Here is a 23,240-nt window from a genome sequence, read left to right as displayed (position 1 = left end):
GGGCTTCGGCTAAATAGCCCCGGTTTTACTGCTCAGGTGTGCCATGTCAAATCCCGTTCGTCTTACCCAATACAGCCATGGTGCTGGTTGCGGCTGCAAAATTTCACCTAAAGTTCTCGACGTCATTCTGGCGGGTAGTGGTGCGCAAAACCTCGACCCGCGCCTATGGGTGGGTAATGCATCGCGCGATGATGCAGCCGTGTATGGCATAGACGACGAGCAAGGGGTAGTGTCGACGACCGACTTTTTTATGCCTATTGTCGATGACCCGTTCGACTTTGGCCGCGTCGCGGCCACCAATGCCATCAGCGATATTTATGCCATGGGCGGCAAGCCCATTATGGCCATTGCTATTTTGGGTTGGCCGGTTAATGTGTTGCCCCCCGAAGTGGCGCGCGAAGTGGTGCGCGGTGGGCGCGCGGTGTGCGACGACGCGGGTATCCCGCTGGCGGGTGGTCACTCCATCGACGCGCCCGAACCGATATTCGGGCTTGCGGTGACCGGGCTGGTCAACAAGCTTCAGCTTAAGCGTAACGACACCGCTACCGAAGGTTGTCTGCTTTATCTGACCAAGCCGCTGGGTATTGGCATTTTGACCACGGCCGAAAAACAAGGCAAGTTGCGCCCGCAAGACGTGGGCCGTGCGCGCGACCTGATGTGTACGTTGAACAGCGCCGGTTACTACTTTGGCCAGCTCGACGGCGTCAAGGCAATGACCGACGTGACCGGTTTCGGGCTGTTGGGGCACTTGCTTGAAATGGCCGATGGCAGTGGGCTGACCGCAGAAATTGACGCCACTCTCGTACCTCGTATCGAAGGCATTGACCACTATCTTGGGCAGGGCTGCGTGCCAGGCGGTACGCTGCGCAACTTCGACAGCTATGGCCATGGTGTGGCGGCGCTTACCGACGATCAAAAGCATTTGTTGTGCGACCCGCAAACCAGCGGCGGCCTATTGGTGGCAGTCTCGCCAGATGCCAATGCGGCCTTTCTTGATGTCGCCGCCGGGCTGGGTTTGTCGCTATCCCCTTTGGGCCGTTTCGTCGCGCGGGCCAGTCATGGGGTAGTGCTTAAGTGACGCGCGCCAATATCGATGATTTCAGGGCGTTATTCCTAAGTGGCGTCCCCCTGATGGACGTACGCGCACCGGTGGAGTTCGGGCGTGGTGCCTTCCCCGGAGCCGTTAACCTGCCGCTCATGAATGACATCGAGCGCCAGAAAGTAGGCACCTGCTACAAGCTTAAAGGTCAAGATGAGGCTATCAAGCTAGGTCATCAACTGGTGTCAGGCAAGGTCAAGGCGCAGCGCATTGAACAATGGGCGGCGTTTGCCAGGGCCAATCCCGACGGTTACTTGTATTGTTTTCGGGGCGGGTTGCGCTCGCGTATCAGCCAAGAATGGCTGGCGACCGAGGCCGGCATTAATTACCCTCGCGTTGTGGGGGGTTATAAGGCCATGCGCGCCTATCTTATGGGCGTGCTGGAACAAGCCATTGCTCAGTGTCGTTTTGTTGTGGTGGGCGGCATGACGGGGTCGGGCAAAACCGATGTCCTCTGTCAGTTGGATAACGCGGTCGACCTCGAAGGCCTGGCCAATCATCGGGGGTCGAGCTTTGGCAAACGGGTGGCGCCACAACCGGCGCAAATCAGTTTCGAAAATGCCCTGTCAATTGACCTGTTAAAGCGTCAGGCGCGCGGGCAGCATACGTTTGTGCTTGAAGACGAAAGCAGGCTGATCGGCAGTTGTGCGTTGCCGCTGCCGTTGCATCAGGCCATGCAGGCGTTTCCGGTGGTGTGGCTGGAAGACACTTTTGAGTCGCGGGTTGAACGCATTTTGCGCGATTACGTGGTGAGCCTGGCGGACGAATTTATTGCTGCGCATGGCCCCGAGCATGGGTTTGAGGCGTTTTCGCAGCGCATGCGCCAAAGTCTGGGCAATATCGTCAAGCGGCTGGGGCACGAGCGCTATCAGCGGCTGGCCGGGCAAATGGATGAGGCCCTGGCCGCCCAGCACGCCCGGGGCACGATTGACTTGCACCGGGTCTGGATCGCCGGGTTGCTGCACGACTACTACGACCCTATGTATGCCTCGCAACGCGAACGCAAAAGCGCACGTATTGTGTTCAGCGGCTCCCAGGTCGATGTGGTCGAGTATTTGCGTGGGCATTACGCCTGAGCCATGTGGCCCGCCGCACTTATTTTTGTTGTGACGCTGGTGCTCGTTATCTGGCAACCACGTGGGCTGGGGATTGGTTGGGGGGCAAGCCTGGGGGCTGTCCTGGCGCTGCTGGCTGGCGTGGTGTCGCTGAACGACATCGTCACCGTCTGGGCCATTGTCTGGAACGCTACGGGTAGTTTTATTGCTGTGGTCATTATCAGCCTGTTGCTCGACGCCGCCGGGTTCTTCGAGTGGGCTGCGCTGCATATGGCGCGCCGGGGGCGCGGCAACGGCCGCTACCTTTTTGTGCTGATAGTGTTGCTGGGCGCCGTCGTTACCGCTTTTTTCAACAACGATGGCGCTGCCTTGATTCTTACCCCCATCGTCGTGGCCATGCTGATGGCGTTGGGGTTTTCGCCTGCTGCAACGCTGGCGTACGTCATGGCTGCGGGCTTTATTGCCGATGCCGCCAGTTTGCCCTTGGTGGTTTCAAATCTGGTCAATATTGTTTCAGCCGATTATTTCAATATCGGCTTCGGACGCTATGCTTCTGTCATGGTGCCGGTCAATGTGGTGTCTGTCGCGGTATCCCTGCTTGTTCTGATGCTGGTGTTTCGCAAAGATATCCCCCGGCAATACGATCTGACGCATCTGCACTCGCCCGCTTCAGCGGTACGCGACCGGCCGGTGTTCATGGCAGGTTGGCTCGTGCTGGTGTTTCTGCTGGTGGGGTTTTTCTGGCTTGAGCCCTTGGGCGTACCGGTCAGTGCCGTGGCGGCGGTGGGCGCTTTTCTGTTATTGCTGGTGGCGGGGCGCAGCCGGGTCATCAGCACCCGCCACATATTACGCACGGCACCGTGGCACATTGTGGTGTTTTCCATGGGGATGTATCTGGTTGTTTATGGGCTGCGTAATGCCGGCCTGACGCAATGGGTCACCGACGTCCAGAATATCCTGGCGGGGCAAGGGTTGTGGGTGGCCACGCTGGGTACGGGGTTATTGAGTGCTGTGTTGTCGGCCCTGATGAACAACCTGCCCACGGTCTTGATTGGTGCGTTGTTTATCGACGCCAGTCAGGCACAGGGCGCCATTCGCGAGGCCATGGTGTTTGCCAATGTGGTGGGAAGTGACCTGGGCCCGAAAATGACGCCAATTGGCAGCCTGGCCACGTTGCTGTGGTTGCATGTGCTGGCGCGTCGCGGGGTGCTGATCAGCTGGGGCTATTATTTCAGGGTAGGGGCCGTGCTAACCGTGCCGGTATTGCTGGTTACCCTGGCGACATTGGCGTTGCGGCTATCGATATAACAAGCGCCTGGCGTTTGCCGGCATGGCACTCGGGGGCAGGCCGCCCCTTGTGTCAGGGGCGGTGCTGCGGCAATGGGTGTGCTGCGGTTGCTATTTAAGCTGCTGATCGAACCAGGCCAGGGCCTGTTGCCAGCCATCTTTGGCCGCCGCCTCGCGGTAGCTGGGGCGGTAGTCGGCGTGAAACGCGTGCGGGGCATCGGGGTACACAATAAATTTCGAGGCCTTGGCGGCAGCATCTCCCTGGGCAAGGGCTGCTTTCATGGCGTCTACCGTGTCCTGCGGGATGCCGGCGTCTGCGCCGCCGTACAACCCAAGCACGGGGCCATTCAGTTTGGCCGCAACGTCGGTGGGGTGGCTGGGCGTGAGGTTGGTTTTATCGCCGACCAGGCGGCCGTACCATGCCACGCCGGCTTTCACCGACGGGCTGTGCGCGCTGTACAGCCACACAATGCGCCCACCCCAGCAAAAACCGGTAATGCCCAGGGCTTGCGTGTTGCCGCCATTTTTACCCGCCCACGCCGCCGCGGCGTCGAGGTCGCTCATGACCTGGGCATCGGGAACCTTGCTGACAATTTCGGCAAACAGTTTGGGGACTTCGGTGTACGTTGAGGGGTCGCCCTGGCGGGCGTACAGTTCTGGTGCAATGGCCATGTAGCCCGCTTTGGCAAGCCTGCGGCACACATCTTTAATGTATTCGTGAACCCCGAAAATTTCCTGGACCACCAGAATGACTGGAGCATTTTGTGCATTGGCCGGCATCGCACGGTAGGCGGGCATGTTGCCATCGCTGACCGGAATGCTGATCTCGCCTGCGGTCAGGCCGTTGGTATCGGTGGTAATCGCGGTCTTGGCCATAATCGGGCCGGCGGCCAGGGTAAAGCCCGTGGCCAGGGCGGTGGCAATAAAACCGCGACGGTTGAGCGTCAGTGGCGGCAGCAGGCTGTTCAGGTCGGCGTCTGGAATACGGTTCATGCAGGTCTCCGCAAGGAAAAGGTCTATGAAGCACGTCAAACAGTTTTGAATAATAAAGGTGTTTGTAAGCTTTGCCCTGTTAAAAAGCGTGACAATATCAATGCCGACTGCGACTGCGACTGCGACTGCGACTGCGACTGCGACTGCGACTGCGACTGCGACTGCGACTGCGACTGCGACTGCGACTGTGACTGACGCGGCGATTGGGACTGGTGCTGTCGAAAGTTCCTAATTTGCGTTGCCTTTTTGCTTTGAGTCGTCTGTCCTACGGATGGTGCGTCTCTCAATCACCGGGGTCAAGACAAAATGGTGTGCGCTTGTCGTGGCTGATCTGAACCACTTTGGTCGGGCGGCCCGCTTCGTCGAAGCGCACATACCCGATGCCGGCCTGGTTCAGCAATCGCTCGCCGTGCGATGCCGTCTTCGGCTTGAAGGGCGAAACCTTCATGCGACGGCGTTTGGTAAACCAGTTTAACGGGGACCTGGGCGAATAGAGCCAGCGACTTAAGCGGTCGAGCGTATCGAGCAATTTACGCGGAAACTCGTTTTTAATGCCGCTGCTGGTCACTTGCCATAAATGCGGCTCGCCGCGTTGCGAACGCAGCTTTACGCCGTACACGAACGAATAGTGCACATCGCCCGACAAAATCACAAAGTTGGCGGGTGTGCGGGTATGCCCGAAAATATTCAAAATCGCGTTGGCCGTCCCCCGATGGGCCATCCAGTTTTCGGCGTCGACCAGCAACGGCTTGCGAATCCAGGTAAATACTTTTTGTATGACTTCGATCAGCTTGACGCCAAACACGGGGGCCGGCGACACCATGACGACAGCATCGTGGTGCAGCAGTTCGTTTTGCAGTTCCGACAACGCCTCCCAATCCATCAGGCCCGAAGGCCGGCGCAGGTCGCGTTCCGAGCGCCAGCGTCGCGTGCGTGTGTCCATCACGACAAGCTTCGGGCTGGTAGGCAGGGTGTAGTCCCATCGGTGCAAATGCAGCAAGTGGTCAATCAGTGCGTCTTGTTGTGCTGCCTCGGGGGCTGCAGACCATTGCTTTACGCGCTTTAGCGTCAGGCCTTCGAAAGCGTCGGGGTTGTTGCCCCAGCCCTGGCACAGCAGGTAGCCGATCAGGGCGTTGCCAATAATGCGCTTCGAAAACGGGTGCCCGTAAGCTGTTTGCTCCCAGTCTGCGGTCAGGTTCCAGTCGTCAGTAATGTCGTGATCGTCAAAGATCATGAGCGTAGGGACGTGCGCCAGCAGGCGTCTGACCTTGGGCAGGCCGGCCACGAATCTGGCCAGGGGTTCACGCTCGCGCTGGTAACGTTCGGCTTCTTCGGGGGTCAGCCCTTCGGGTGCGCCGTGGGCCAGCGGTTTCCAGGTTTCGGGCGACCACACCAGCAAATACATGGCAATGACTTCGGCCAGGGTAACCAGGTGATTATCGGCATTGCTGGTCGTAAACACCGGCTTTCTGGCGCCCTCGAAGAAGTGCTTCTGAAGCGGTTCGTTACTGCGGACGTCGGGCAGCAGGTCGTTGCGGTGGTAGTAGTTGTATTGGCTGGCGAAAAGGGCTTCGCTGTCGGAAACCAGAGCCCCTTCGATGGTCTCGTGAAAAAGCCCCAGTGTGTCAATTAATTGATGAATAGCTGTCAGCATCGGGCCGGCAACGTCGTCCACATACACCTGGTCGCCGGTCATCATGAGTGCTGCGGGCCAGCGCTCGGGTGTGTCGCCGCGTTCGCGCAACCAGCTTTCGGCCGCCAGCAGCCCGTCGTCTACGGGGTGGTGCGGCTTGCGGCACGACCCGTGCAAAATGCGGTCCAGTCGGCTGCGTAGTACAAACTTCGGGAAGGGTTCCCCCGGCATGCAGAGTTCCGGGTCTTCGGCGACTGTACTGTGCCAGTGGTCGTCGTCGGCACGGCACCATTCAATGTCGTAGGCAATGAACTGGTCTTCGGCAAGCGGCGTATCCAGTTCAATATCAAGCAGTTGTATGAAGCAATGGGTGCCCACTTGCACTTCGTTCTGCTGGCGTTGCGGCTCAAGGGTCAGTGTTTTGTTTTGGGGGCTATGCAGCTGCAGGCGAAGCCGGCACGATGCCTGGGTGGCCATCCAGAACACAAGGCGTTGTGTTTCAACGCGCCTGAGGATAGGGCCGGCCAGTACCTGTTGGGTAGAAATGTTCATGAAGTTTGGATGTTTGTCCGGTTATGGCTTTACCTTATAGGCCGTTTTACCTACAATGGGTTCCAAATACCTCCTAAAGGATACCGGTAATGGATCTGTCTGTTGAAGCCGTCGTAAATACGGCGTTGGCCCTCGAAGGCGCTACAGCCCAGCAAAACCAGCAAATGTTGTTGCTGCGTAAAACACTCGAATCGCAAACCCAGGTCATGCAGCAAATTATGGCGCCGCTCGAGCCCAAGCTGGCTACGTCGGGTGCGGTGGGTACGCGTTTGCACGCAGTTGCCTAATCGCGGCATTTGGCCAATTAGGTAGTCGCTACCCACACCCAGGTAGTAGTTACCCCGTATGAAAATATTTTGCCTTTGCTTATAGGCAGCTGGCACACGCTTGGCACCAAATTTTTTACGCCCCAGAACAGGTTAAACAGCCTCTTCTGGGGCGTATGCATTTAAGGGCACGTATGGGCGACCCGGGCCCGTATCTTGTCAGAATCTATCAAAATATTGTAACGGGCAACGCGTTTTGTCTTAAGTTTTTGCAGCCCAATCCGTAAACAAGTTATTTGCTCCTGCGCTTATGCAGGGCATCTACCCAAGTGCAGGTCCCATGCTCGTAAGTAGTTATAACTTTTCATTGGTGCTCTGGTCGTTGTTTGTCGCCGTATTGGCGGCTTATACCGCGCTCGATATGGCGGCGCGGGTCGCCTCTGCGCGTGGTGCCCAGGCGGGGGGCTGGCTGGTGGGTGGTGCGCTGGCTATGGGGCTGGGTATTTGGGCCATGCATTTTGTGGGCATGCTGGCGTTCAGTTTGCCTATCCCGGTGGGCTACGACCCTTTGCTTACCGCCCTGTCTTTGCTGTTGGCCATCGTGGCGTCGGGTTTTGCGCTCTGGATCGTCTGCCGCCCGTCGTTGCCACTACCGCGTCTGTTGGTGGGCGGGTTGTTTTTGGGGGCAGGTATTGCCGGTATGCACTACCTGGGTATGGCGGCCATGCACATGCACCCGGCTATTCAGTATCACCCAGGATGGTTCGTTGCGTCGTTGCTTATTGCCTACGGGGCGTCGGTCGCCGCACTGTGGGCGGCCTTCAAATTGCGAGGCGACGGCCGGAAAGTCTGGCTGCAACGCGTTGGTGCGGCTGCCATCATGGGCATGGCTATTGCCGGTATGCATTACGTCGGTATGGCGGCGGCGCAGTTTCCGGCCCATGTCCAGTCTGCCGCAGGGGTGTCGGGCTTTAATACGCAAGGTTTGGCCGGCATGACAATCGTCATCACGGTCATTGTGCTGGGGGGCGCATTGCTGGTGTCGTTGTTCGACATGCGCGCGCAGTCGCAAACGCACTCTCTTAGCCAGGCCACGCGCGAACTTAAATATCTGGCGCTTCACGACAGCCTTACCGGTTTGCCCAACCGCACCTTGCTCGAAGACCGCATAGACCGTGCACTGGTTAATGTGCGGCGCGACGGCGGGCGCTTTGCCTTGCTCATGATGGACCTCGACGGCTTCCGGGTGGTGAACGACGCTTATGGTCATCATGTGGGCGATCGCCTGCTGCTCGAGGTCGCGCGCCGGGTGCAGTCGCATATTCGGGGGCAAGATACCCTGGCACGCCTGGCCGGCGACGAGTTCGTTTTGCTGATGGAAATTGTCGAGCCGGCCGATGCCGCCACCCAGGCGCACAAGGTACTGTCTTTCATTAAAAAGCCGTTTCATGTGGCCGGCCAGGAAATCCATGTGTCGGCTAGCGTAGGTATTACCTTGTGCCCCGACGATGGCAACGAACGTCACGACCTGCTTGCGCAGGCCGATGCCGCGCGCCATCATGCCAAAAACGCAGGGCGTAATACCTACAGTTTCTTCGAAGCGTCCATGCATGCCAATGTGCAGCAGCAGCTTAGCCTGTTGCAAGATTTTCGCAAGGCCCTCGAAAACAACGAACTCAGTCTGGCGTATCAACCCAAGTTGCATGTGGCGTCCGGAAAAATATCCGGGGCCGAGGCTTTGCTGCGCTGGTGGCACGACGAACACGGCCAGGTGGCGCCCGACCGGTTCATTCCGTTAGCCGAGCGCACTGGCCTTATTGTGCCCATTGGCGAATGGGTGCTCGACCGCGCCTGCCGTCAGGTGCGCGAATGGCAAGACGACGGCTGGGTCGAGGCCTCGGTGGCGGTCAATTTGTCACCCATGCAGTTTCGTCATAGCGGTCTGGTGGCAACGGTTCGTACCTTACTGAATCGTTACGGGCTTAAACCGCAGTCGCTCACCCTCGAAATCACCGAGTCCACGGCCATGCACGATACCGAATCCAGTATCGTGATTTTGCAGCGTTTATGCGACTTGGGCGTACGTATTGCCATCGACGATTTCGGTACGGGCTATTCAAGCCTGCTGTACTTAAAGCGTTTGCCCGTTGACGAGCTCAAAATTGATCGGGGGTTTGTGCGCGACCTGGCGCCCGAAACTGAAGATCGCGCCATTGTGGGTGCGGTTGCGGCTTTGGCTCAAACGCTGGGCCTCGAAGTGGTGGCCGAAGGCGTCGAAACCCAAACCCAATTCGAGGTGCTCTCGCAGTTGGGGTGCGATTACCTGCAGGGCTATTTGCTCGGGCGTCCCATGGCGCCCGACGCGCTCCTCGACCGGGTCATGAAACCGTCAGATTTTCCCGACACCTATCCCTAGGGAAAGCCCGGGATCAGGTCTGTAACCCCTGCTTACACCCCGTTTTTCTTGTTGTGCATGCTAAGATCGGCCGTTCCAGTCTGCGGCCGTGCTTCGGCCCGATTTCTGTTTTGTGTATGCTTTCAAGGATAGCTCATGCGTAAATTCGTGCGCCATGGTGCCAAAGCCCTGCTGGCCGGGGTTGCTACTTCTGTATTGTGTTTGCCGGCGGTTGCCGAGCCAATGTCGGGTAACGGTATTAGTGTGCGCGCCGGCGCAGGCAACCATTACCAGCGGTACGAAGTGGCTTGGGAATCTCCCTCGTTTTATACCTATCAGTTCGAAGGCAATAATAGTCGTCTAGATCTGTTGGCCGAAGTCAGCGGTTCGTTATGGCGCGCCAGCGGTTCACGCGAGCCTTCAAGCATGTGGCAGTTGGGCGCCGCGCCGTTTGTGCGTTGGAGCGTCAACAACGCGTTTTATATCGAAGCCGGCGTAAGCGCCAACCTATTCTCGCGTAGCCGTTTTGCCGATAAAGACATGTCAACCAAGTTCCAGTTTGGCGAACACGTCGGGTTTGGCGCCTATTTGGGCGACAACACCCGTTTGGGTCTGCGTTATTCGCACTTTTCAAACGCCGGCATTAAACGTCCCAATCCCGGCCTAGATGTCTTCCAGGTATTGTTAAGCCATCAGTTTTAAGCTGTTTTAAATGCTGCGCTTAGCCAGTCAATAAAAACCCCCGGGCACGCCCCGGGGGTTTTTATATGGTCTTCGACAGCAGACATTTGCTACCTTTGCATAGCTGCGGCAGGCACCCAATGTTGTGTTGTTTGACGTGCATCACATCGGGGTGATTTGATCGATTGTTTTGTCTGCGCACCTTGCGCCATACTACGCGCTAACACATGGGGAAACGTATATGGCGCTTCGAGGTTTGCTCAACAAATTGTGGGCGTGGGTGATGGCCGCTCTGCTCGTGGCAGTCGCAGGCGCATATTACTGGCGCTCATTGCAGGCGGCAGGTTATGGCGAGGCTTTCGTCAGTGGCAATGGTCGCATCGAAGCCACCGAGGTCGACGTTGCCACCCGGCAGCCCGGCCGCGTGGTTGATATTCTGGTGAACGAAGGCAGTTTTGTGCAGGCGGGCGATGCGCTGGCCCATATGCAAACTGACACCTTGCTGGCCCAGCGTGCCGAAGCGCAGGCTTTGCACGACCAAGCCGTCAATAATGTGCAAACGGCGCAGGCGCAAGTGGCGGCGCGCGAAAGCGACCGCACGGCAGCATTGGCGCTGGTGGCCCAACGCGAGAGCGAGCTTGGCCTTGCCCGACAAAGCCTGGCGCGTACCGAAAAACTGGTGGCAGGCGGCGCCACTTCGCGTCAAACCCTCGACGAACATCGCGCCGCCGTTGTGGGCGCACAGGCGGTCCTCGAAGCCGCGCGCGCCCAGGTCGCGGCAGCACAAGCCGCTGTACATGCGGCGCAATCACAGGTCATCAGTTCGGGTTCGGCGGTTGCGGCGGCGCAAGCCACCATCAAACGCATCCAGGCCGATATCGACGACAGTGTGTTGAAGGCCCCTCGCGATGGCCGCGTTCAGTACCGCATTGCCCAGCCCGGCGAAGTTTTGGCGGCAGGGGGCAAGGTGCTTAACCTGGTTGACCTGGCCGACGTCTATATGACCTTTTTTCTGCCCGAAACCGTTGCCGGCCGCGTGGCGCTTGGCGCCGACGTTCGCCTGGTGCTCGACGCCGCGCCGGACTATGTCATTCCGGCCAAAGTGTCGTATGTATCCAGCGTCGCGCAGTTCACCCCCAAAACCGTCGAAACGGCCAGCGAGCGGCAAAAACTGATGTTCCGGGTCAAGGCCCAGATCGATCCGGGGCTGTTGCGTCGCCATCTCGAGCAAGTCAAAACAGGTTTGCCGGGCGTTGCATGGCTCAAAATTGATGCCGACACGCCTTGGCCTGAGGCGCTGACGGTTAACGTTCAGTAAGGCCGACATCATGACGCTGGCCCGGCTGCAAGGCGTTTCTTTGCGCTATGCCAAAGTGGTGGCGCTCGATAATATCCAGCTCGACATTCCGGCCGGGAAGATGGTGGGGCTGATCGGCCCGGATGGCGTTGGAAAATCCAGTTTGCTGGCGCTTTTGGCTGGCGCCCGCATTATCCAGACCGGCGACGTGATGGTATTGGGCGGCAATATGGCCAATGCTGCCCATCGCGATCAAGTCTGCCCGCGCATTGCTTATATGCCGCAGGGTCTGGGCAAAAACCTGTATCCCACGTTGTCGGTCGAAGAGAATCTTCAATTCTTTGGCCGTCTTTTTGGTCACGATGCGGCCGAGCGTCGCCGCCGCATCGATGCGCTGACGCGCGACACCGGGCTGTTTCCTTTCTTGACGCGTCCGGCGGGCAAGCTGTCGGGCGGCATGAAACAAAAGCTGGGGTTATGCTGCGCCCTGATTCACGACCCCGACCTGCTGGTGCTTGACGAACCCACCACCGGCGTAGACCCGCTGGCGCGACGCCAGTTTTGGGATCTGATCGATCGGATTCGCAACGACCGCCCCGGCATGAGCGTGGTGGTGGCCACGGCCTATATGGAAGAGGCCGAGCGATTTGACTGGCTGGTAGCGATGGATGGCGGGCGCATTCTGGCCACGGGTGCGCCGGCCGAGATTAAAAGAATGACATCGACAGACGCGCTTGAGGCAGCATTTGTTGCGTTGTTGCCTGAAGATCGCCGCCGGGGTTATGCCCCCGTTGTATTGCGGCCGGCCGCGCAGGGCCAGCCGACCCAGGTCGCCATCGAAGCCCGCGACCTGACCATGAAATTTGGTGACTTCGTCGCTGTTGACCATGTCAGTTTTACCATTCGTCGCGGTGAGATCTTCGGGTTTCTGGGGTCCAACGGCTGCGGCAAGTCGACCACCATGAAAATGCTGACGGGGCTACTGCCGGCCACTGAAGGCCAGGCCTGGTTGTTTGGGCGTGAAATCGACTCAAACGATGTCGCCACGCGTCGTCGGGTGGGGTATATGTCGCAGTCGTTTTCGCTGTACAGCGAACTGACGGTTGCCCAGAACCTGGTACTGCACGCGCGCTTGTTCAGCGTGCCCGAGGCCGATATAGCCGGGCGCGTGCAAGTCATGGCCGACCGATTCGGGCTTAATGACGTGCTGCATGCGTTGCCGGCGTCATTGCCGCTGGGGGTGCGTCAGCGGTTGTCGTTGGCCGTGGCGGTGGTGCATGGCCCCGAATTGTTGATTCTCGACGAGCCCACATCTGGCGTCGACCCCATCGCCCGCGACATGTTCTGGCAGCTGATGATTGACCTGGCCAGAGACGACGGCGTCACGTTGTTTATTTCTACACACTTCATGAATGAGGCCGTGCGCTGCGATCGTATGTCATTCATGCATGCCGGTAAGGTGCTGGTCAGTGACACGCCGGCGGTGTTGGTTGAGCGCAGCGGGACGGCGTCGCTGGAAGGGGCCTTTATTCATTACCTTGAGGCGGCGGTTCAGGCCGAGGCGGCGGCAAAAAGTCCAGTGCCGGATTCGCCTGTTTCACCCGTAAAGCGCAGTGAGTCCTCGCTTGAAAAGGCTTCGGCGCCCTCGGCCGAAGCGGTGCCGGCCGCCGATGCCGCTATGGGCAGCGCCGCGGCAAATCAGCCGCTGCAGTCGCAAGACCAGGCCGGGGCGCCGGGCTTCAGTATGTCGCGCCTGCTCACGTATGCACGCCTGGAGTCATTGCAATTGCAGCGCGACCCCGTGCGGCGGTTGCTGGCCCTGGCAGGTACTTTGATACTGATGCTGATCATGGGTTACGGCATCAGTATGGATGTCGAAGACCTGACCTTTGCGGTGCTTGACCGCGACCAGACCTCGTTAAGTCGCGACTATCATCTGAATATGGCCGGTTCGAGATACTTTATCGAACGGCCCCCCATTACCGATTATGACGAGCTCGACCGTCGAATGCGCAGCGGCGAGCTGGCCCTGGCGGTCGAAATCCCCACCGGCTTTGCACGAGACCTGAAGCGCGGCGATACAGTGGATATTGGCGCGTGGGTAGATGGCGCCAACCCTCAGCGGGCCGAAACCGTGCGCGGCTATGTCCAGGGGTTGCATCAAGGCTGGCTGGTTGAGCAGGCGCGTCAGCAAATGGGGCAAAGTGCTGCCTCCCTGGCACCGTTTTCCATCGAGACCCGCTTTCGCTATAACCCCGACGTTAAAAGCTTGCCGGCCATGGTGCCGGCCATTATCCCGCTTTTGCTGCTGATGATTCCGGCCATGTTGACGGCGCTGGCGGTGGTGCGTGAAAAAGAGCTGGGTTCGATGATTAATTTTTACGTTACGCCCGTTCGACGCAGCGAATTTTTGCTGGGAAAGCAACTGCCCTACATTGTGTTGGGGATGTTTAATTTTCTACTGATGGTCGCGCTGGCTGTGACACTGTTTGGTGTGCCGGTGACCGGCAGCTTCTGGGTGCTGGCCCTGGCGGCGCTGGTGTATGTGACGTTTGCGACCGGGTTCGGGCTGTTTGCCTCGAGCTTTACGCGCTCGCAAATAGCCGCCATGTTTTTAACCATGATTGGCACCATACTGCCCGCCATCCAGTTTGCCGGGTTGCTGAATCCGGTGTCTTCACTCGAGGGGCCGGGCGCCCTGATTGGCCAGGTCTACCCGGCCACCCATTTTCTGCTGATCAGCCGGGGTGTTTTCAGCAAGGGGTTGGGGTTTGTCGACGTTTGGTATGCCTTGTGGCCATTGGCGTTGTCGGTGCCCGTTATTTTGTTGCTGGCTATTGCCTTGTTGCGCAAGCAGGAGCGTTGACATGAGGCACTGTTATTCGGGCGGGTGTGTGTACAAGGGGCGCCGGGCATGAACGGCATAAAGACGATCTACCGGCTGGGCGTTAAAGAATTGTGGAGTCTTTGGCGTGACCCGGTCATGCTGGTTTTAATCGTCTACACGTTTACTTTTTCTATTTATACCGCGGCTACGGCCATGCCCGACACCTTGCACAATGCGCCTGTTGCCATTGTCGATGAAGACCAGTCCCCCTTGTCGGGGCGACTTTTTGCCGCGTTTTACCCCCCGCAGTTTGCGCCGCCCCAGCGGATCGACATCAATGAAGTTGACCCCGGGCTGGATGCGGGCCGGTACACCTTTGTCCTGAATATTCCGCCCGACTTTCAGCGCGATGTGCTGGCCGGCCGTCAGCCGGTTGTGCAGCTTAACGTTGATGCGACCCGCATGTCGCAGGCCTTTACCGGTAGCGGCTATATTCAGCAAATCGTGTCAGACGAAGTGAACGCATTCGTACAGCGTTATCGCACGGTATCGACGTTGCCTGTTGACCTGGCCTTGCGCATGCGGTTCAACCCCACGCTGGAGCGGGCTTGGTTTGGCGCCCTGAACGAGATCATCAACATTATTACGATGCTGTCGATTATTTTGACCGGCGCGGCCCTAATACGCGAGCGCGAACACGGCACGATTGAGCATTTGCTTGTCATGCCGGTGACACCGGCGCAGATTATGCTGTCCAAAATATGGTCCATGGGCCTGGTTGTGTTGGTGGCGTCGGCGCTGTCGCTGGTGTTTGTGGTGCAAGGGGCGTTGCAGGTGCCGGTGGGCGGTTCAGTTGCGCTATTTCTGGCCGGTTCGGCACTGCACTTGTTTGCCATGACGTCTATGGGCATTTTCATGGCGACGTTAGCCCGCAGCATGCCGCAGTTCGGCTTGCTATTTGTGCTGGTGTTGTTGCCGCTTGAAATGTTGTCGGGCGGCACGACACCCCGCGAAAGCATGCCCGTGTTGGTGCAGGACATCATGCTGGCGGCGCCCACCACCCATTTTGTGCAGTTGGGCCAGGCTATTTTGTTTCGTGGCGCAGGGCTCGATGTGGTCTGGCCACAGTTTCTGGCCCTGGCCGCCATTGGTACACTGTTCTTTGTCATTGCCCTGGGCCGATTCCGGCGTACCCTAAGCCAGATGGCATGACACCCTTACTCGCCCAAAAGGCCGGAGACCTGTTCATATGCTAGCCAACGATCTGTTCCAGCAAGCCACCGATTACTTTACCGACGCCTGGCAGCGTTCGGTGTTGTACGCCGATGTCATGCGTCAGCGCGGCAACCAGTATCGCGCCCACATGCAAGAAAAAACACCACATGTGCTTAGTGTGCCCTTCGAGTTCGTGATGGACGGGCGCGACTTGCCCGACCCGGTCAATTACGGCTTGTGCCGCATTTTGCCCGAGCCCGGCATGGTCATCGACCCTAAAAAAAGGCCGTTCGTGGTGGTCGATCCGCGCGCCGGGCATGGCCCGGGCATTGGTGGTTTCAAGGCCGAAAGTGAAATTGGCGTGGCCATGCGGGCAGGGCATCCGTGCTACTTCATTGGTTTCCTGCCCGACCCGGTGCCAGGCCAAACTGTGTTCGATGTGGTGCGTGCCGAAGCGGCTTTTTTACGCAAAGTTATCGCGCTGCAGCCCCAGGCCGAAGGCAGGCCGGTAGTCATTGGCAACTGCCAGGCGGGCTGGCAGGTGCTCATGACGGCGGCGTTATACCCCGAACTTTTTGGCCCTATTATTGTGGCTGGCGCACCCGTGTCGTACTGGGCAGGCTGGCGCGGGCAAAACCCCATGCGCTATACCGGCGGCATGTTGGGGGGTACGTGGCTGGCCGCATTAACCAGCGACCTGGGCGCGGGCAAGTTCGACGGCGCCTGGCTGGTGCAAAACTTCGAAAACCTGAACCCGGCCAACACGTTATGGAGCAAGCAGCACCATTTGTATGCTCAAATCGACACCGAGGTTAAACGCTATCTGGGCTTTGAAAAGTACTGGGGCGGGTATGTTTACCTGACCGAGGAAGAAATCCAGTTTATTGTCGACAACCTGTTTGTGGGCAACCGGCTGGCCACCGCAGGTATCGTGACCGACGAAGGCGTTCGCATCGATCTGCGTAATATCCGTTCGCCGATTGTGGTGTTTTGCTCGCGCGGCGACAACATTACCCCACCGCCGCAAGCCTTGGGCTGGATCCCCGACCTGTACCAGGCCGACGAAGAAATTTACGCGCACAACCAGACTATTATTTATGCCGTGCACGACAGCATCGGGCATTTGGGCATTTTTGTTTCGGGTAAAGTGGCCGCCAAAGAGCATCAAGAATTCGCTGCCAATGTCGATCTTATCGATATCTTGCCGTCGGGCATATATGAAGCGGTCATTCATGACAAAGACGACAACACACTGAACCCTGATCTGGCGTTTGGCAACTATGTATTGTCGTTTCAGCGCCGTCATCTCGACGATGTGCGGCGCATTGTCGACAACAACCCCGAAGATGACTGGAAGTTTGCGGCGGTCGATAACGTGTCGCGTCTTAATCTGGGCTTGTATCGCAGCTTTGTGCAGCCCTGGGTCAAGGCCTGGGCCACGCCGGCGCGCGCTGGTGCGCTGGCCGCGCGCCACCCGCTGCGCGTATCCTACGAAATGTCCTCCGACGAAAACCCTTGGGCCCGGGATGTGGCGCGTCAGGCCGAATGGGTGCGCGCCGAGCGCAAGCCCGTGTCTGCCGATAACCTGTTCTGGCAGTGGCAAGAAGCCGCCTCTGCGGCGATTGAGTCCGCCCTGGATACGTGGCGCGACGTGCGCGATCAGGCCATAGAGCAGACCTTCATGCAAGTGTATGGCTCGCCCTGGATGCAGGCCGTGTTTGGTCAGGGTGTGGCGCGCGATGCGCACCCCCGGCCGCATCCGGGCACCTCGGCAGAGCATCGTCGCATGGTTCGCGAACAGGTCGAATCCTTGTGCCGGCAAATGTCCGAAGGGGGCGTCAACGAGGCCATCGTGCGTTCCATCGTCTATATCAGCCGCCATGTGGGCAGTTTCGACGAGCGCAGTTTCAATATGGCGCGCCGCTTGCGCCGCGCGCACGCGCTGTCCGACATGCCGTTGCCCGACTTTAAACGCATGGTGCGCAAGCAGGGCTTTCTGGTGCTCATCGATACCCCGCAGGCGCTGGACACCTTGCCCGATCTACTGGCGGGCGTCGATAATGCCGGGCGGCAGCGTGCTTTCGACTTTATCGAGTCATTCATCAAGGCTGCCATCCAGGTTGAAGATGATGTGGCTGAAAGCCTGCAAGTCATTGCCGAGCGCTTTGGTGTGGTCGGTTCAAAATCGTAGGGGGTGTGGGTGTCTATCAGGAAAATGGGGGCCGGGCTGGTTGTTTTGGCCTTAATGGTGCTGGCGGCTGTGTGGGCGTATGGCGTGTGGCTCAAGCCGGCGTCTGCCGGCTATATCGACCCGTCTGACGACGCGATGGTCGACCTGGGCCGACGCGTTTACCATGCGCAGTGCGCCGCCTGCCATGGGGCAAAACTCGAAGGCCAGCCCAATTGGCGTACGCGCCTGGCCAATGGCCGCCTGCCCGCGCCGCCGCACGATATCTCCGGCCATACCTGGCATCACCCCGACGCCGTGCTGTTCGATATTGTCAAAAACGGGCTCGTGCCCGGTGTTACCGCGCCGCCGCGCTACGAAAGCGATATGCCCGCTTATGCAGGTATTTTGTCCGATGACGAAATCCGTGCCAGTCTGGCTTATATCAAAACATACTGGCCCAAACAGGCGCTAGACGTTCAGCGCAAACTGACGTTGCAACCGCAATAAAGTGCGGCCTGTTTGCCGACCCTGTTTTGCTGCATGACTCATGACTAAACACACTCCAGTTTCCCAAAACACGTCGTCGCGTTCACATCTGGCCCCGCAGTTCGAGGGGTATGAAGATGGCTTTCGTCATCGATTGTTTATCGTTATTTTCGAGGCTGATACCCGGCTCGGGCGCTGGTTCGATTTTTTACTGATTGCGGCCATTTTGTTAAGTGTTGCTGTGGTCATGCTCGACAGCATCGAAGCCGTGCGGCTGAAATACGGCGGGGCGCTGACCACAATCGAGTGGCTCTTTACGGCGCTGTTTACGATTGAGTATGTGGCGCGTCTGGCCTGTGTTAAACAGCCCGTGCGCTACGCGCGCAGTTTTTATGGCGTGGTCGACTTGCTGGCCATTTTGCCCAGTTATGCCGCCGTGTTTGTGCCCGAGTTGCACGCCTTGTTCGACCTGCGCCTGCTCAGGCTGTTACGCATTTTCCGGCTCTTGAAACTGGCGTCTTATGTGCGCGAGTATTCGTTGTTGGGGCAGGCGTTGTTGGCCAGCCGCCGGAAAATCATTATTTTTTTGTCGGTGGTGGCCATTGTGGTTACCGTGAACGGTACGCTGCTTTATGTTATTGAGGGCGGCCCGGGCACCCCCTTCAGCAGCATTCCTACGTCTATCTACTTCGCCATTACAACCCTGACAACGGTTGGTTTTGGCGACATTACGCCGCAAACCGATGTGGGCCGCGCTATTACGTCGTTTACCATGCTTATTGGCTGGAGCATTTTGGCCGTACCTACCGGCATTATTTCGTCGGAACTGACTGCGCAGCGTTTCTGGCCGCACGTCAACACACGTACCTGCCCCGAGTGCCTGGCCAGTGGGCTTGATGCTGATGCAAAGTTTTGCAAAAGCTGCGGTCATGCATTGCCCGACTACGAAACCGACGATACGCAGCGCTAGGTTGGGAAAGCTGCGCGTGGGAAGCCCCAAAGCTGCGTCGTGTACAATTTTTGCTCTGCATAACTTCCAGTCACGTCGTCTACCCATGTAACGCACGACTCCGCCGTCATTTTTACGGCGCTTTTCTTCCAGCTTCAGGCCCCTGCTTTTTGTGGGCATATTCCCATTTTCTTTGCCGACCGCATGGCGCGTGTGCGCCGCGGCGTGCTGCTTTTTCAGGCTGTTTCCAATGTCGTTCCAAAAAATGCGAGACGAATGGTTCTCGAACATTCGTGGTGATGTGCTGTCCGGGCTGGTTGTTGCACTGGCGCTTATTCCCGAAGCTATTGCGTTTTCTATTATTGCCGGTGTCGACCCCAAGGTCGGTTTGTACGCTTCGTTCTGTATTGCGGTGGTTATTGCGTTTGCTGGCGGTCGCCCGGGCATGATCTCGGCGGCGACGGGCGCGATGGCGCTGGTGATGGTGACGCTGGTCAAATCGCATGGGTTGGAGTATTTGCTGGCGGCCACGTTATTAACCGGCGTATTACAAATTTTTGCCGGGTGGTTGCGCCTGGGGGCGCTCATGCGCTTTGTGTCGAAGTCGGTGGTGACGGGGTTTGTTAACGCCTTGGCCATACTGATATTTATGGCCCAGTTGCCGGAACTGATCAATGTGAACTGGATGGTCTACCCCATGGTGGCGGCTGGCCTGGCCATTATTTATCTGTTCCCCTTGTTGACGCGGGCGGTGCCATCGCCCTTGGTGTGCATTGTGCTGCTGACGGCCGTGTCAATGTATTTTGGTTTCGACATTCGAACCGTGGGCGATATGGGCGAGCTACCCGATAGTTTGCCGGTGTTCCTGCTGCCGGATGTGCCGCTAACGCTGGAAACCTTGCAGATTATTTTCCCGTATGCGCTGACGCTGGCCGTTGTCGGTTTGCTCGAGTCCATGATGACGGCGTCGATTGTTGACGAACTGACCGATACTGCCAGCAACAAGAATCGCGAGTGTACGGGGCAAGGCCTTGCCAATATCGCGTCGGGGTTGATGGGGGGTATGGCCGGCTGCGCCATGATTGGTCAGTCTGTCATTAACGTAAAGTCCGGCGGGCGTGGGCGCCTGTCGGCGTTTGTCGCAGGTGTGGTCTTGCTGATTCTGGTGGTGTTTCTCGACGAGTGGGTCAGCCAGATTCCCATGGCGGCGCTGGTGGCCGTGATGATCATGGTCTCTATCGGTACCTTTAAGTGGTCGTCGTTACGCGAACTGTTTACGCATCCTAAAACGTCCAGTATCGTGATGGTGGCAACGGTTGCGGTCGTGGTGGCAACGCACGATCTGGCCAAAGGCGTTTTTGTCGGGGTGTTGCTTAGCGGCATATTCTTTGCGCACAAAGTGGGCCGTGTCTTACGGGTCGAGTCCCGTACCGAAAACGAAGGCCGTACTCGTGTTTATCAGGTGGTCGGGCAGGTGTTTTTTGCGTCAGCCGATACTTTCGGCAAGTCGTTCGATTTTAAAGAGGCCATCGAAAGCGTGCGTATCGACGTCAGTCGGGCCTGTTTCTGGGATATCACTGCTGTCAGCGCTCTCGATGCCGTTGTCCTGAAGTTTCGCCGCGAGGGGGCCGACGTCGGGGTCATCGGGCTTGACGCGGCCTCGGCAACGCTGGTCGACCAGTTTGCCATTCACGACAAGCCCGGCGCCATAGATCGCCTGATGGGGCACTAAGGAGAACACCATGAACAAAGTTGTAGCGTGTATTGATGATTCGCCCCGTGCGGCGGTGGTTTGCGATTTTGCGATCTGGGCGTCGCGCTTGCTGGACGTCAAGCTCGAGTTTCTGCATGTGCTTGACCGCCACCCCGAGCGCGCCAGCGTGAGTGATTACAGCGGCGCCATTGGCATTGACAGCCACGAAAGCCTGCTGGAACAGCTTAGCGCACTCGATGAAGAGCGCAGCAAATTGGCCCAGGAGCATGGCCGCCAGATTTTGCAGGCGGCGCGTCAGCGCGCCGAAAGTGCGGGCGTGTCGGCAGTCGATACCTTGCAGCGTCACGGGGCGCTGGCCGAAACCTTGCTCGACCTGGAGCCCGAAACCCGTCTGGTCGTGATGGGCCAGCACGAACATGCAGGGGTGTCGCGTTGGTACCTTGACCAGAATGCCGAGCGGGTGGTGCGCAGCCTGCAACGTCCGGTGATGGTCGTTAACGGGGCCTACAAGGCGCCAGAACGCTTTGTAATTGCTTTCGACGCAAGCGCGACCGCCACGAAGATGGTGCAAATGGTGGCGGGCAGCCCGTTGCTTAAAGGGCTGGACTGCCATTTGCTGGTTGCCGGTGACCCGGGCGCGTCGGTGCGTGACAGCCTGGCCTTGGCCCGCGAAACCCTTGAAAGCGAAGGCTTTGCCGTCACCGAAGCCGTTCGGCCAGGCGAGGCCGAGCAGGTCATCCGCGATTATGTCGTTGAGTGTCAGGCCGATGTGTTGGTCATGGGTGCCTATGGTCATTCGCGTATCCGTCACCTCATTATGGGCAGCACTACGTCTACGCTGTTGCGCACCAGCCCGGTGTCCATGCTGGTGCTGCGTTAGCCGTCTTTGCCCCGTCGGCCTTTTTTTGTCCAATTTTGCCCTGTTGGCCGGTTCTTTGTCCGGCCGTCAAATTCCTGCAACCTAGGCCCGCTAGTATCAAGCCCGTTTTAGTTCAAAGGCGTACGGGCTTTTTATGCGTTGGTTTCGAGGTTGGCGCGTTGGCGTCAAGTTAATTGCAGGTTTTCTGGCCGTGGCGGCTATCGCTGCGCTTATCGGCGCGTTGGGTTTGCAGGCCACCAGTCAGGTCAATCAAATGGCCATGCTCATGTATTCGCAAGAAGTTGCGGGTATTCGTCATGCGTCGCAAACCCAGTTGCGTCTGGTGGCGGCGGGCAGTGCCGCACGCGCGGCGTTGCTGGCATCCGACAAAGGGGCGCGTATTGGTCAGGTGTACGCTATGCGCGACCACCTGCAGGGCGCCGCTGTAGAAATAGAGAAGCTGGCCGAGCTGGCGCGTACGCCCGACGAGCAGACCACGGTGGTAGATGCGACGAAAGCCGTCGCCGGTTATGCCGACGCACTCGAGGCCTTTGCCCGTCAGCTTGAGGCGGCGGAAATGGACGTGTCGTCGGTGGCGGCCTACGAGGCGGCAATGGCGAATGCCGTCATGCAAGGCGAAATAGCCGAAATGATGGTCAACATGGTGGTCATGAACAAGCAGAATACGTCTGCCGCTCTGGCCGACCAAACAACGGTCGTGTACGACGATGCGGTTGTGCGATTGGGTGCGCTGACGGCCCTGGGTGCTTTGCTGGCGATTGTTTTGGGGATGTTGCTGACGCGCGGTCTGGTGCGGCAGTTGGGGGGCGAACCCGCCGACGTCGTGCGCGTTGTTAACGCCGTGGCCCATGGCGACCTGGCCACCGAGGTGGATGTGCGGCGGGCCCGGTCGGGCAGCGTGATGCTGGCCATGGAACGCATGCGTTTGGCGCTAAGCGCGGCTGTGGGGCAGGTGCATGCCAGTAGCAACAGTATTGCCCAGGGGGCCCACCAAATTGCTGGTGGCAACACCGATTTGGCACGGCGCACCGACGAGCAAGTCGCCAGCCTGACACAAACGGCCGCCGCCATGGAGCAACTGGCCAGTACGGTGGCCAGCAATGCCGGCGTGGCTCAGCAGGCCGCCAATATGGCGCTCACGGCGCGGCAGTCGGCACAGCATGGCGGTGAGGTGGTCAATGCAGTGGTGCAAACCATGAGCGACATCAGCCAGGCCTCACGCCGGGTAGTCGATATCATCGGGGTGATCGACACGATTGCTTTTCAGACGAATATTTTGGCCTTGAATGCGGCGGTCGAAGCCGCCCGTGCCGGCGAACAAGGACGTGGTTTTGCTGTAGTGGCCAGCGAGGTGCGCGGGTTGGCCCAGAAAAGCGCGGCGGCGGCCCGCGATATCAAGCAGCTTATTCTGGACAGCAGACAAAAAGTCGATGAAGGCAGTCATATGGTCGAGCAGGCCGGCCGCGCCATGTCGGACATCGTTCACGAGGTTAGCCAGGTGGCTGACCTGATCCAGGAGATCAGCCGTGCGACGCAAGAGCAAACCGACGGTATTGCCCAGGTGAATGTGGCCGTGGCGGGCCTGACGCAATTGACGCAGCAAAATGCCACACTGGTTGAAGCATCGGCGGCGGCTGCCGGCGGCCTGAGCCACCAGGCCGGGCATTTGCTGGATGTGATGGGGGTGTTTAACCTGGGCGGGCGTCAAGGGCCCGCTATGGTTACATATCAACCGGTGTAA

The 23,240-nt window shown here is 58.7% G+C and carries 17 protein-coding genes; 15 read left to right on the top strand and 2 right to left on the bottom strand.

Going from position 1 to position 23,240, the window contains the following annotated elements; translation table 11 throughout:
• The first annotated feature begins 43 nt into the window (after positions 1 to 43).
• The 3 genes from selD to GTU67_RS08390 are packed head-to-tail and all read left to right on the top strand — an operon-like array spanning position 44 to position 3,462.
• Complete coding sequence (gene selD, locus GTU67_RS08400) at positions 44 to 1,078, top strand: selenide, water dikinase SelD (protein ID WP_185779643.1); 1,035 nt, start codon at positions 44 to 46, stop codon at positions 1,076 to 1,078.
• Positions 1,075 to 2,175 carry a tRNA 2-selenouridine(34) synthase MnmH gene (gene mnmH / locus GTU67_RS08395; protein ID WP_185779642.1) on the top strand — a complete coding sequence of 367 codons (1,101 nt, stop codon included), beginning with the start codon at positions 1,075 to 1,077 and terminating at the stop codon, positions 2,173 to 2,175. The genes selD and mnmH overlap by 4 nt, the downstream gene beginning before the upstream one ends.
• Before the next feature lie 3 nt (positions 2,176 to 2,178).
• On the top strand, positions 2,179 to 3,462 hold the full coding sequence (locus GTU67_RS08390) for an arsenic transporter (protein ID WP_185779641.1): 1,284 nt from the start codon (positions 2,179 to 2,181) through the stop codon (positions 3,460 to 3,462).
• A 90-nt stretch (positions 3,463 to 3,552) separates the two neighbouring features.
• On the opposite strand, the gene GTU67_RS08385 is transcribed toward GTU67_RS08390, so the two are convergent.
• Together GTU67_RS08385 and GTU67_RS08380 are read right to left on the bottom strand one after the other, a co-directional pair.
• Positions 3,553 to 4,434, bottom strand: coding sequence for a dienelactone hydrolase family protein (locus GTU67_RS08385; protein WP_185779640.1), 882 nt, complete (start codon positions 4,432 to 4,434; stop codon positions 3,553 to 3,555).
• A gap of 283 nt (positions 4,435 to 4,717) precedes the next feature.
• Positions 4,718 to 6,619: a metallophosphoesterase family protein gene (locus GTU67_RS08380; RefSeq protein WP_185779639.1), complete on the bottom strand. Its 1,902-nt coding sequence runs from the start codon at positions 6,617 to 6,619 to the stop codon at positions 4,718 to 4,720.
• Between the two features lie 89 nt (positions 6,620 to 6,708).
• On the opposite strand from GTU67_RS08380, the gene GTU67_RS08375 reads away from it, so the two are divergent.
• From GTU67_RS08375 to GTU67_RS08320, 12 genes are all read left to right on the top strand, one after another.
• A complete protein-coding gene (locus GTU67_RS08375; RefSeq protein ID WP_185779638.1) occupies positions 6,709 to 6,906 on the top strand; it encodes a hypothetical protein in 198 nt (65 codons plus the stop codon).
• Between the two features lie 319 nt (positions 6,907 to 7,225).
• Positions 7,226 to 9,301 carry a putative bifunctional diguanylate cyclase/phosphodiesterase gene (locus GTU67_RS08370; RefSeq protein ID WP_185779637.1) on the top strand — a complete coding sequence of 692 codons (2,076 nt, stop codon included), beginning with the start codon at positions 7,226 to 7,228 and terminating at the stop codon, positions 9,299 to 9,301.
• Positions 9,302 to 9,436: 135 nt separating this feature from the next.
• Positions 9,437 to 9,982, top strand: coding sequence for an acyloxyacyl hydrolase (locus GTU67_RS08365; RefSeq protein WP_185779636.1), 546 nt, complete (start codon positions 9,437 to 9,439; stop codon positions 9,980 to 9,982).
• A 220-nt stretch (positions 9,983 to 10,202) separates the two neighbouring features.
• Positions 10,203 to 11,279: an HlyD family secretion protein gene (locus GTU67_RS08360; RefSeq protein ID WP_185779635.1), complete on the top strand. Its 1,077-nt coding sequence runs from the start codon at positions 10,203 to 10,205 to the stop codon at positions 11,277 to 11,279.
• A 10-nt stretch (positions 11,280 to 11,289) separates the two neighbouring features.
• Entirely contained in the window at positions 11,290 to 14,124 is a 2,835-nt protein-coding gene (gene rbbA, locus GTU67_RS08355; RefSeq protein WP_185779634.1) for a ribosome-associated ATPase/putative transporter RbbA, read from the top strand.
• Between the two features lie 48 nt (positions 14,125 to 14,172).
• Entirely contained in the window at positions 14,173 to 15,297 is a 1,125-nt protein-coding gene (locus tag GTU67_RS08350) for an ABC transporter permease (RefSeq protein WP_185779633.1), read from the top strand.
• A gap of 37 nt (positions 15,298 to 15,334) precedes the next feature.
• Complete coding sequence (locus GTU67_RS08345; RefSeq protein ID WP_185779632.1) at positions 15,335 to 17,491, top strand: DUF3141 domain-containing protein; 2,157 nt, start codon at positions 15,335 to 15,337, stop codon at positions 17,489 to 17,491.
• A gap of 54 nt (positions 17,492 to 17,545) precedes the next feature.
• Positions 17,546 to 17,977, top strand: a complete 432-nt coding sequence (locus tag GTU67_RS08340; RefSeq protein ID WP_346727009.1) for a c-type cytochrome — start codon at positions 17,546 to 17,548, stop codon at positions 17,975 to 17,977.
• A 40-nt stretch (positions 17,978 to 18,017) separates the two neighbouring features.
• Positions 18,018 to 18,926 carry an ion transporter gene (locus GTU67_RS08335; protein WP_185779631.1) on the top strand — a complete coding sequence of 303 codons (909 nt, stop codon included), beginning with the start codon at positions 18,018 to 18,020 and terminating at the stop codon, positions 18,924 to 18,926.
• 229 nt (positions 18,927 to 19,155) lie between these two features.
• Complete coding sequence (locus GTU67_RS08330) at positions 19,156 to 20,637, top strand: SulP family inorganic anion transporter (RefSeq protein WP_185779630.1); 1,482 nt, start codon at positions 19,156 to 19,158, stop codon at positions 20,635 to 20,637.
• Between the two features lie 10 nt (positions 20,638 to 20,647).
• Entirely contained in the window at positions 20,648 to 21,499 is an 852-nt protein-coding gene (locus GTU67_RS08325; RefSeq protein ID WP_185779629.1) for a universal stress protein, read from the top strand.
• 133 nt (positions 21,500 to 21,632) lie between these two features.
• Positions 21,633 to 23,240: a methyl-accepting chemotaxis protein gene (locus tag GTU67_RS08320; protein ID WP_185779628.1), complete on the top strand. Its 1,608-nt coding sequence runs from the start codon at positions 21,633 to 21,635 to the stop codon at positions 23,238 to 23,240.

The sequence above is a fragment of the Pusillimonas minor genome (genome assembly GCF_014237865.1).
GTDB classification, from domain to species: Bacteria; Pseudomonadota; Gammaproteobacteria; order Burkholderiales; family Burkholderiaceae_B; genus Neopusillimonas; species Neopusillimonas minor.
This window is presented reverse-complemented; position numbering and strand designations above follow the sequence as displayed.

Coding starts and splice junctions, on each gene's coding strand:
- selD (WP_185779643.1), top strand. CDS start 44: ATGTCAAATCCCGTTCGTCTTACCCAATACAGCCATGGTGCTGGTTGC.
- GTU67_RS08390 (WP_185779641.1), top strand. CDS start 2,179: ATGTGGCCCGCCGCACTTATTTTTGTTGTGACGCTGGTGCTCGTTATC.
- GTU67_RS08385 (WP_185779640.1), bottom strand. CDS start 4,434: ATGAACCGTATTCCAGACGCCGACCTGAACAGCCTGCTGCCGCCACTG.
- GTU67_RS08380 (WP_185779639.1), bottom strand. CDS start 6,619: ATGAACATTTCTACCCAACAGGTACTGGCCGGCCCTATCCTCAGGCGC.
- GTU67_RS08375 (WP_185779638.1), top strand. CDS start 6,709: ATGGATCTGTCTGTTGAAGCCGTCGTAAATACGGCGTTGGCCCTCGAA.
- GTU67_RS08370 (WP_185779637.1), top strand. CDS start 7,226: ATGCTCGTAAGTAGTTATAACTTTTCATTGGTGCTCTGGTCGTTGTTT.
- GTU67_RS08365 (WP_185779636.1), top strand. CDS start 9,437: ATGCGTAAATTCGTGCGCCATGGTGCCAAAGCCCTGCTGGCCGGGGTT.
- GTU67_RS08360 (WP_185779635.1), top strand. CDS start 10,203: ATGGCGCTTCGAGGTTTGCTCAACAAATTGTGGGCGTGGGTGATGGCC.
- rbbA (WP_185779634.1), top strand. CDS start 11,290: ATGACGCTGGCCCGGCTGCAAGGCGTTTCTTTGCGCTATGCCAAAGTG.
- GTU67_RS08350 (WP_185779633.1), top strand. CDS start 14,173: ATGAACGGCATAAAGACGATCTACCGGCTGGGCGTTAAAGAATTGTGG.
- GTU67_RS08345 (WP_185779632.1), top strand. CDS start 15,335: ATGCTAGCCAACGATCTGTTCCAGCAAGCCACCGATTACTTTACCGAC.
- GTU67_RS08340 (WP_346727009.1), top strand. CDS start 17,546: ATGGTGCTGGCGGCTGTGTGGGCGTATGGCGTGTGGCTCAAGCCGGCG.
- GTU67_RS08335 (WP_185779631.1), top strand. CDS start 18,018: ATGACTAAACACACTCCAGTTTCCCAAAACACGTCGTCGCGTTCACAT.
- GTU67_RS08330 (WP_185779630.1), top strand. CDS start 19,156: ATGTCGTTCCAAAAAATGCGAGACGAATGGTTCTCGAACATTCGTGGT.
- GTU67_RS08325 (WP_185779629.1), top strand. CDS start 20,648: ATGAACAAAGTTGTAGCGTGTATTGATGATTCGCCCCGTGCGGCGGTG.
- GTU67_RS08320 (WP_185779628.1), top strand. CDS start 21,633: ATGCGTTGGTTTCGAGGTTGGCGCGTTGGCGTCAAGTTAATTGCAGGT.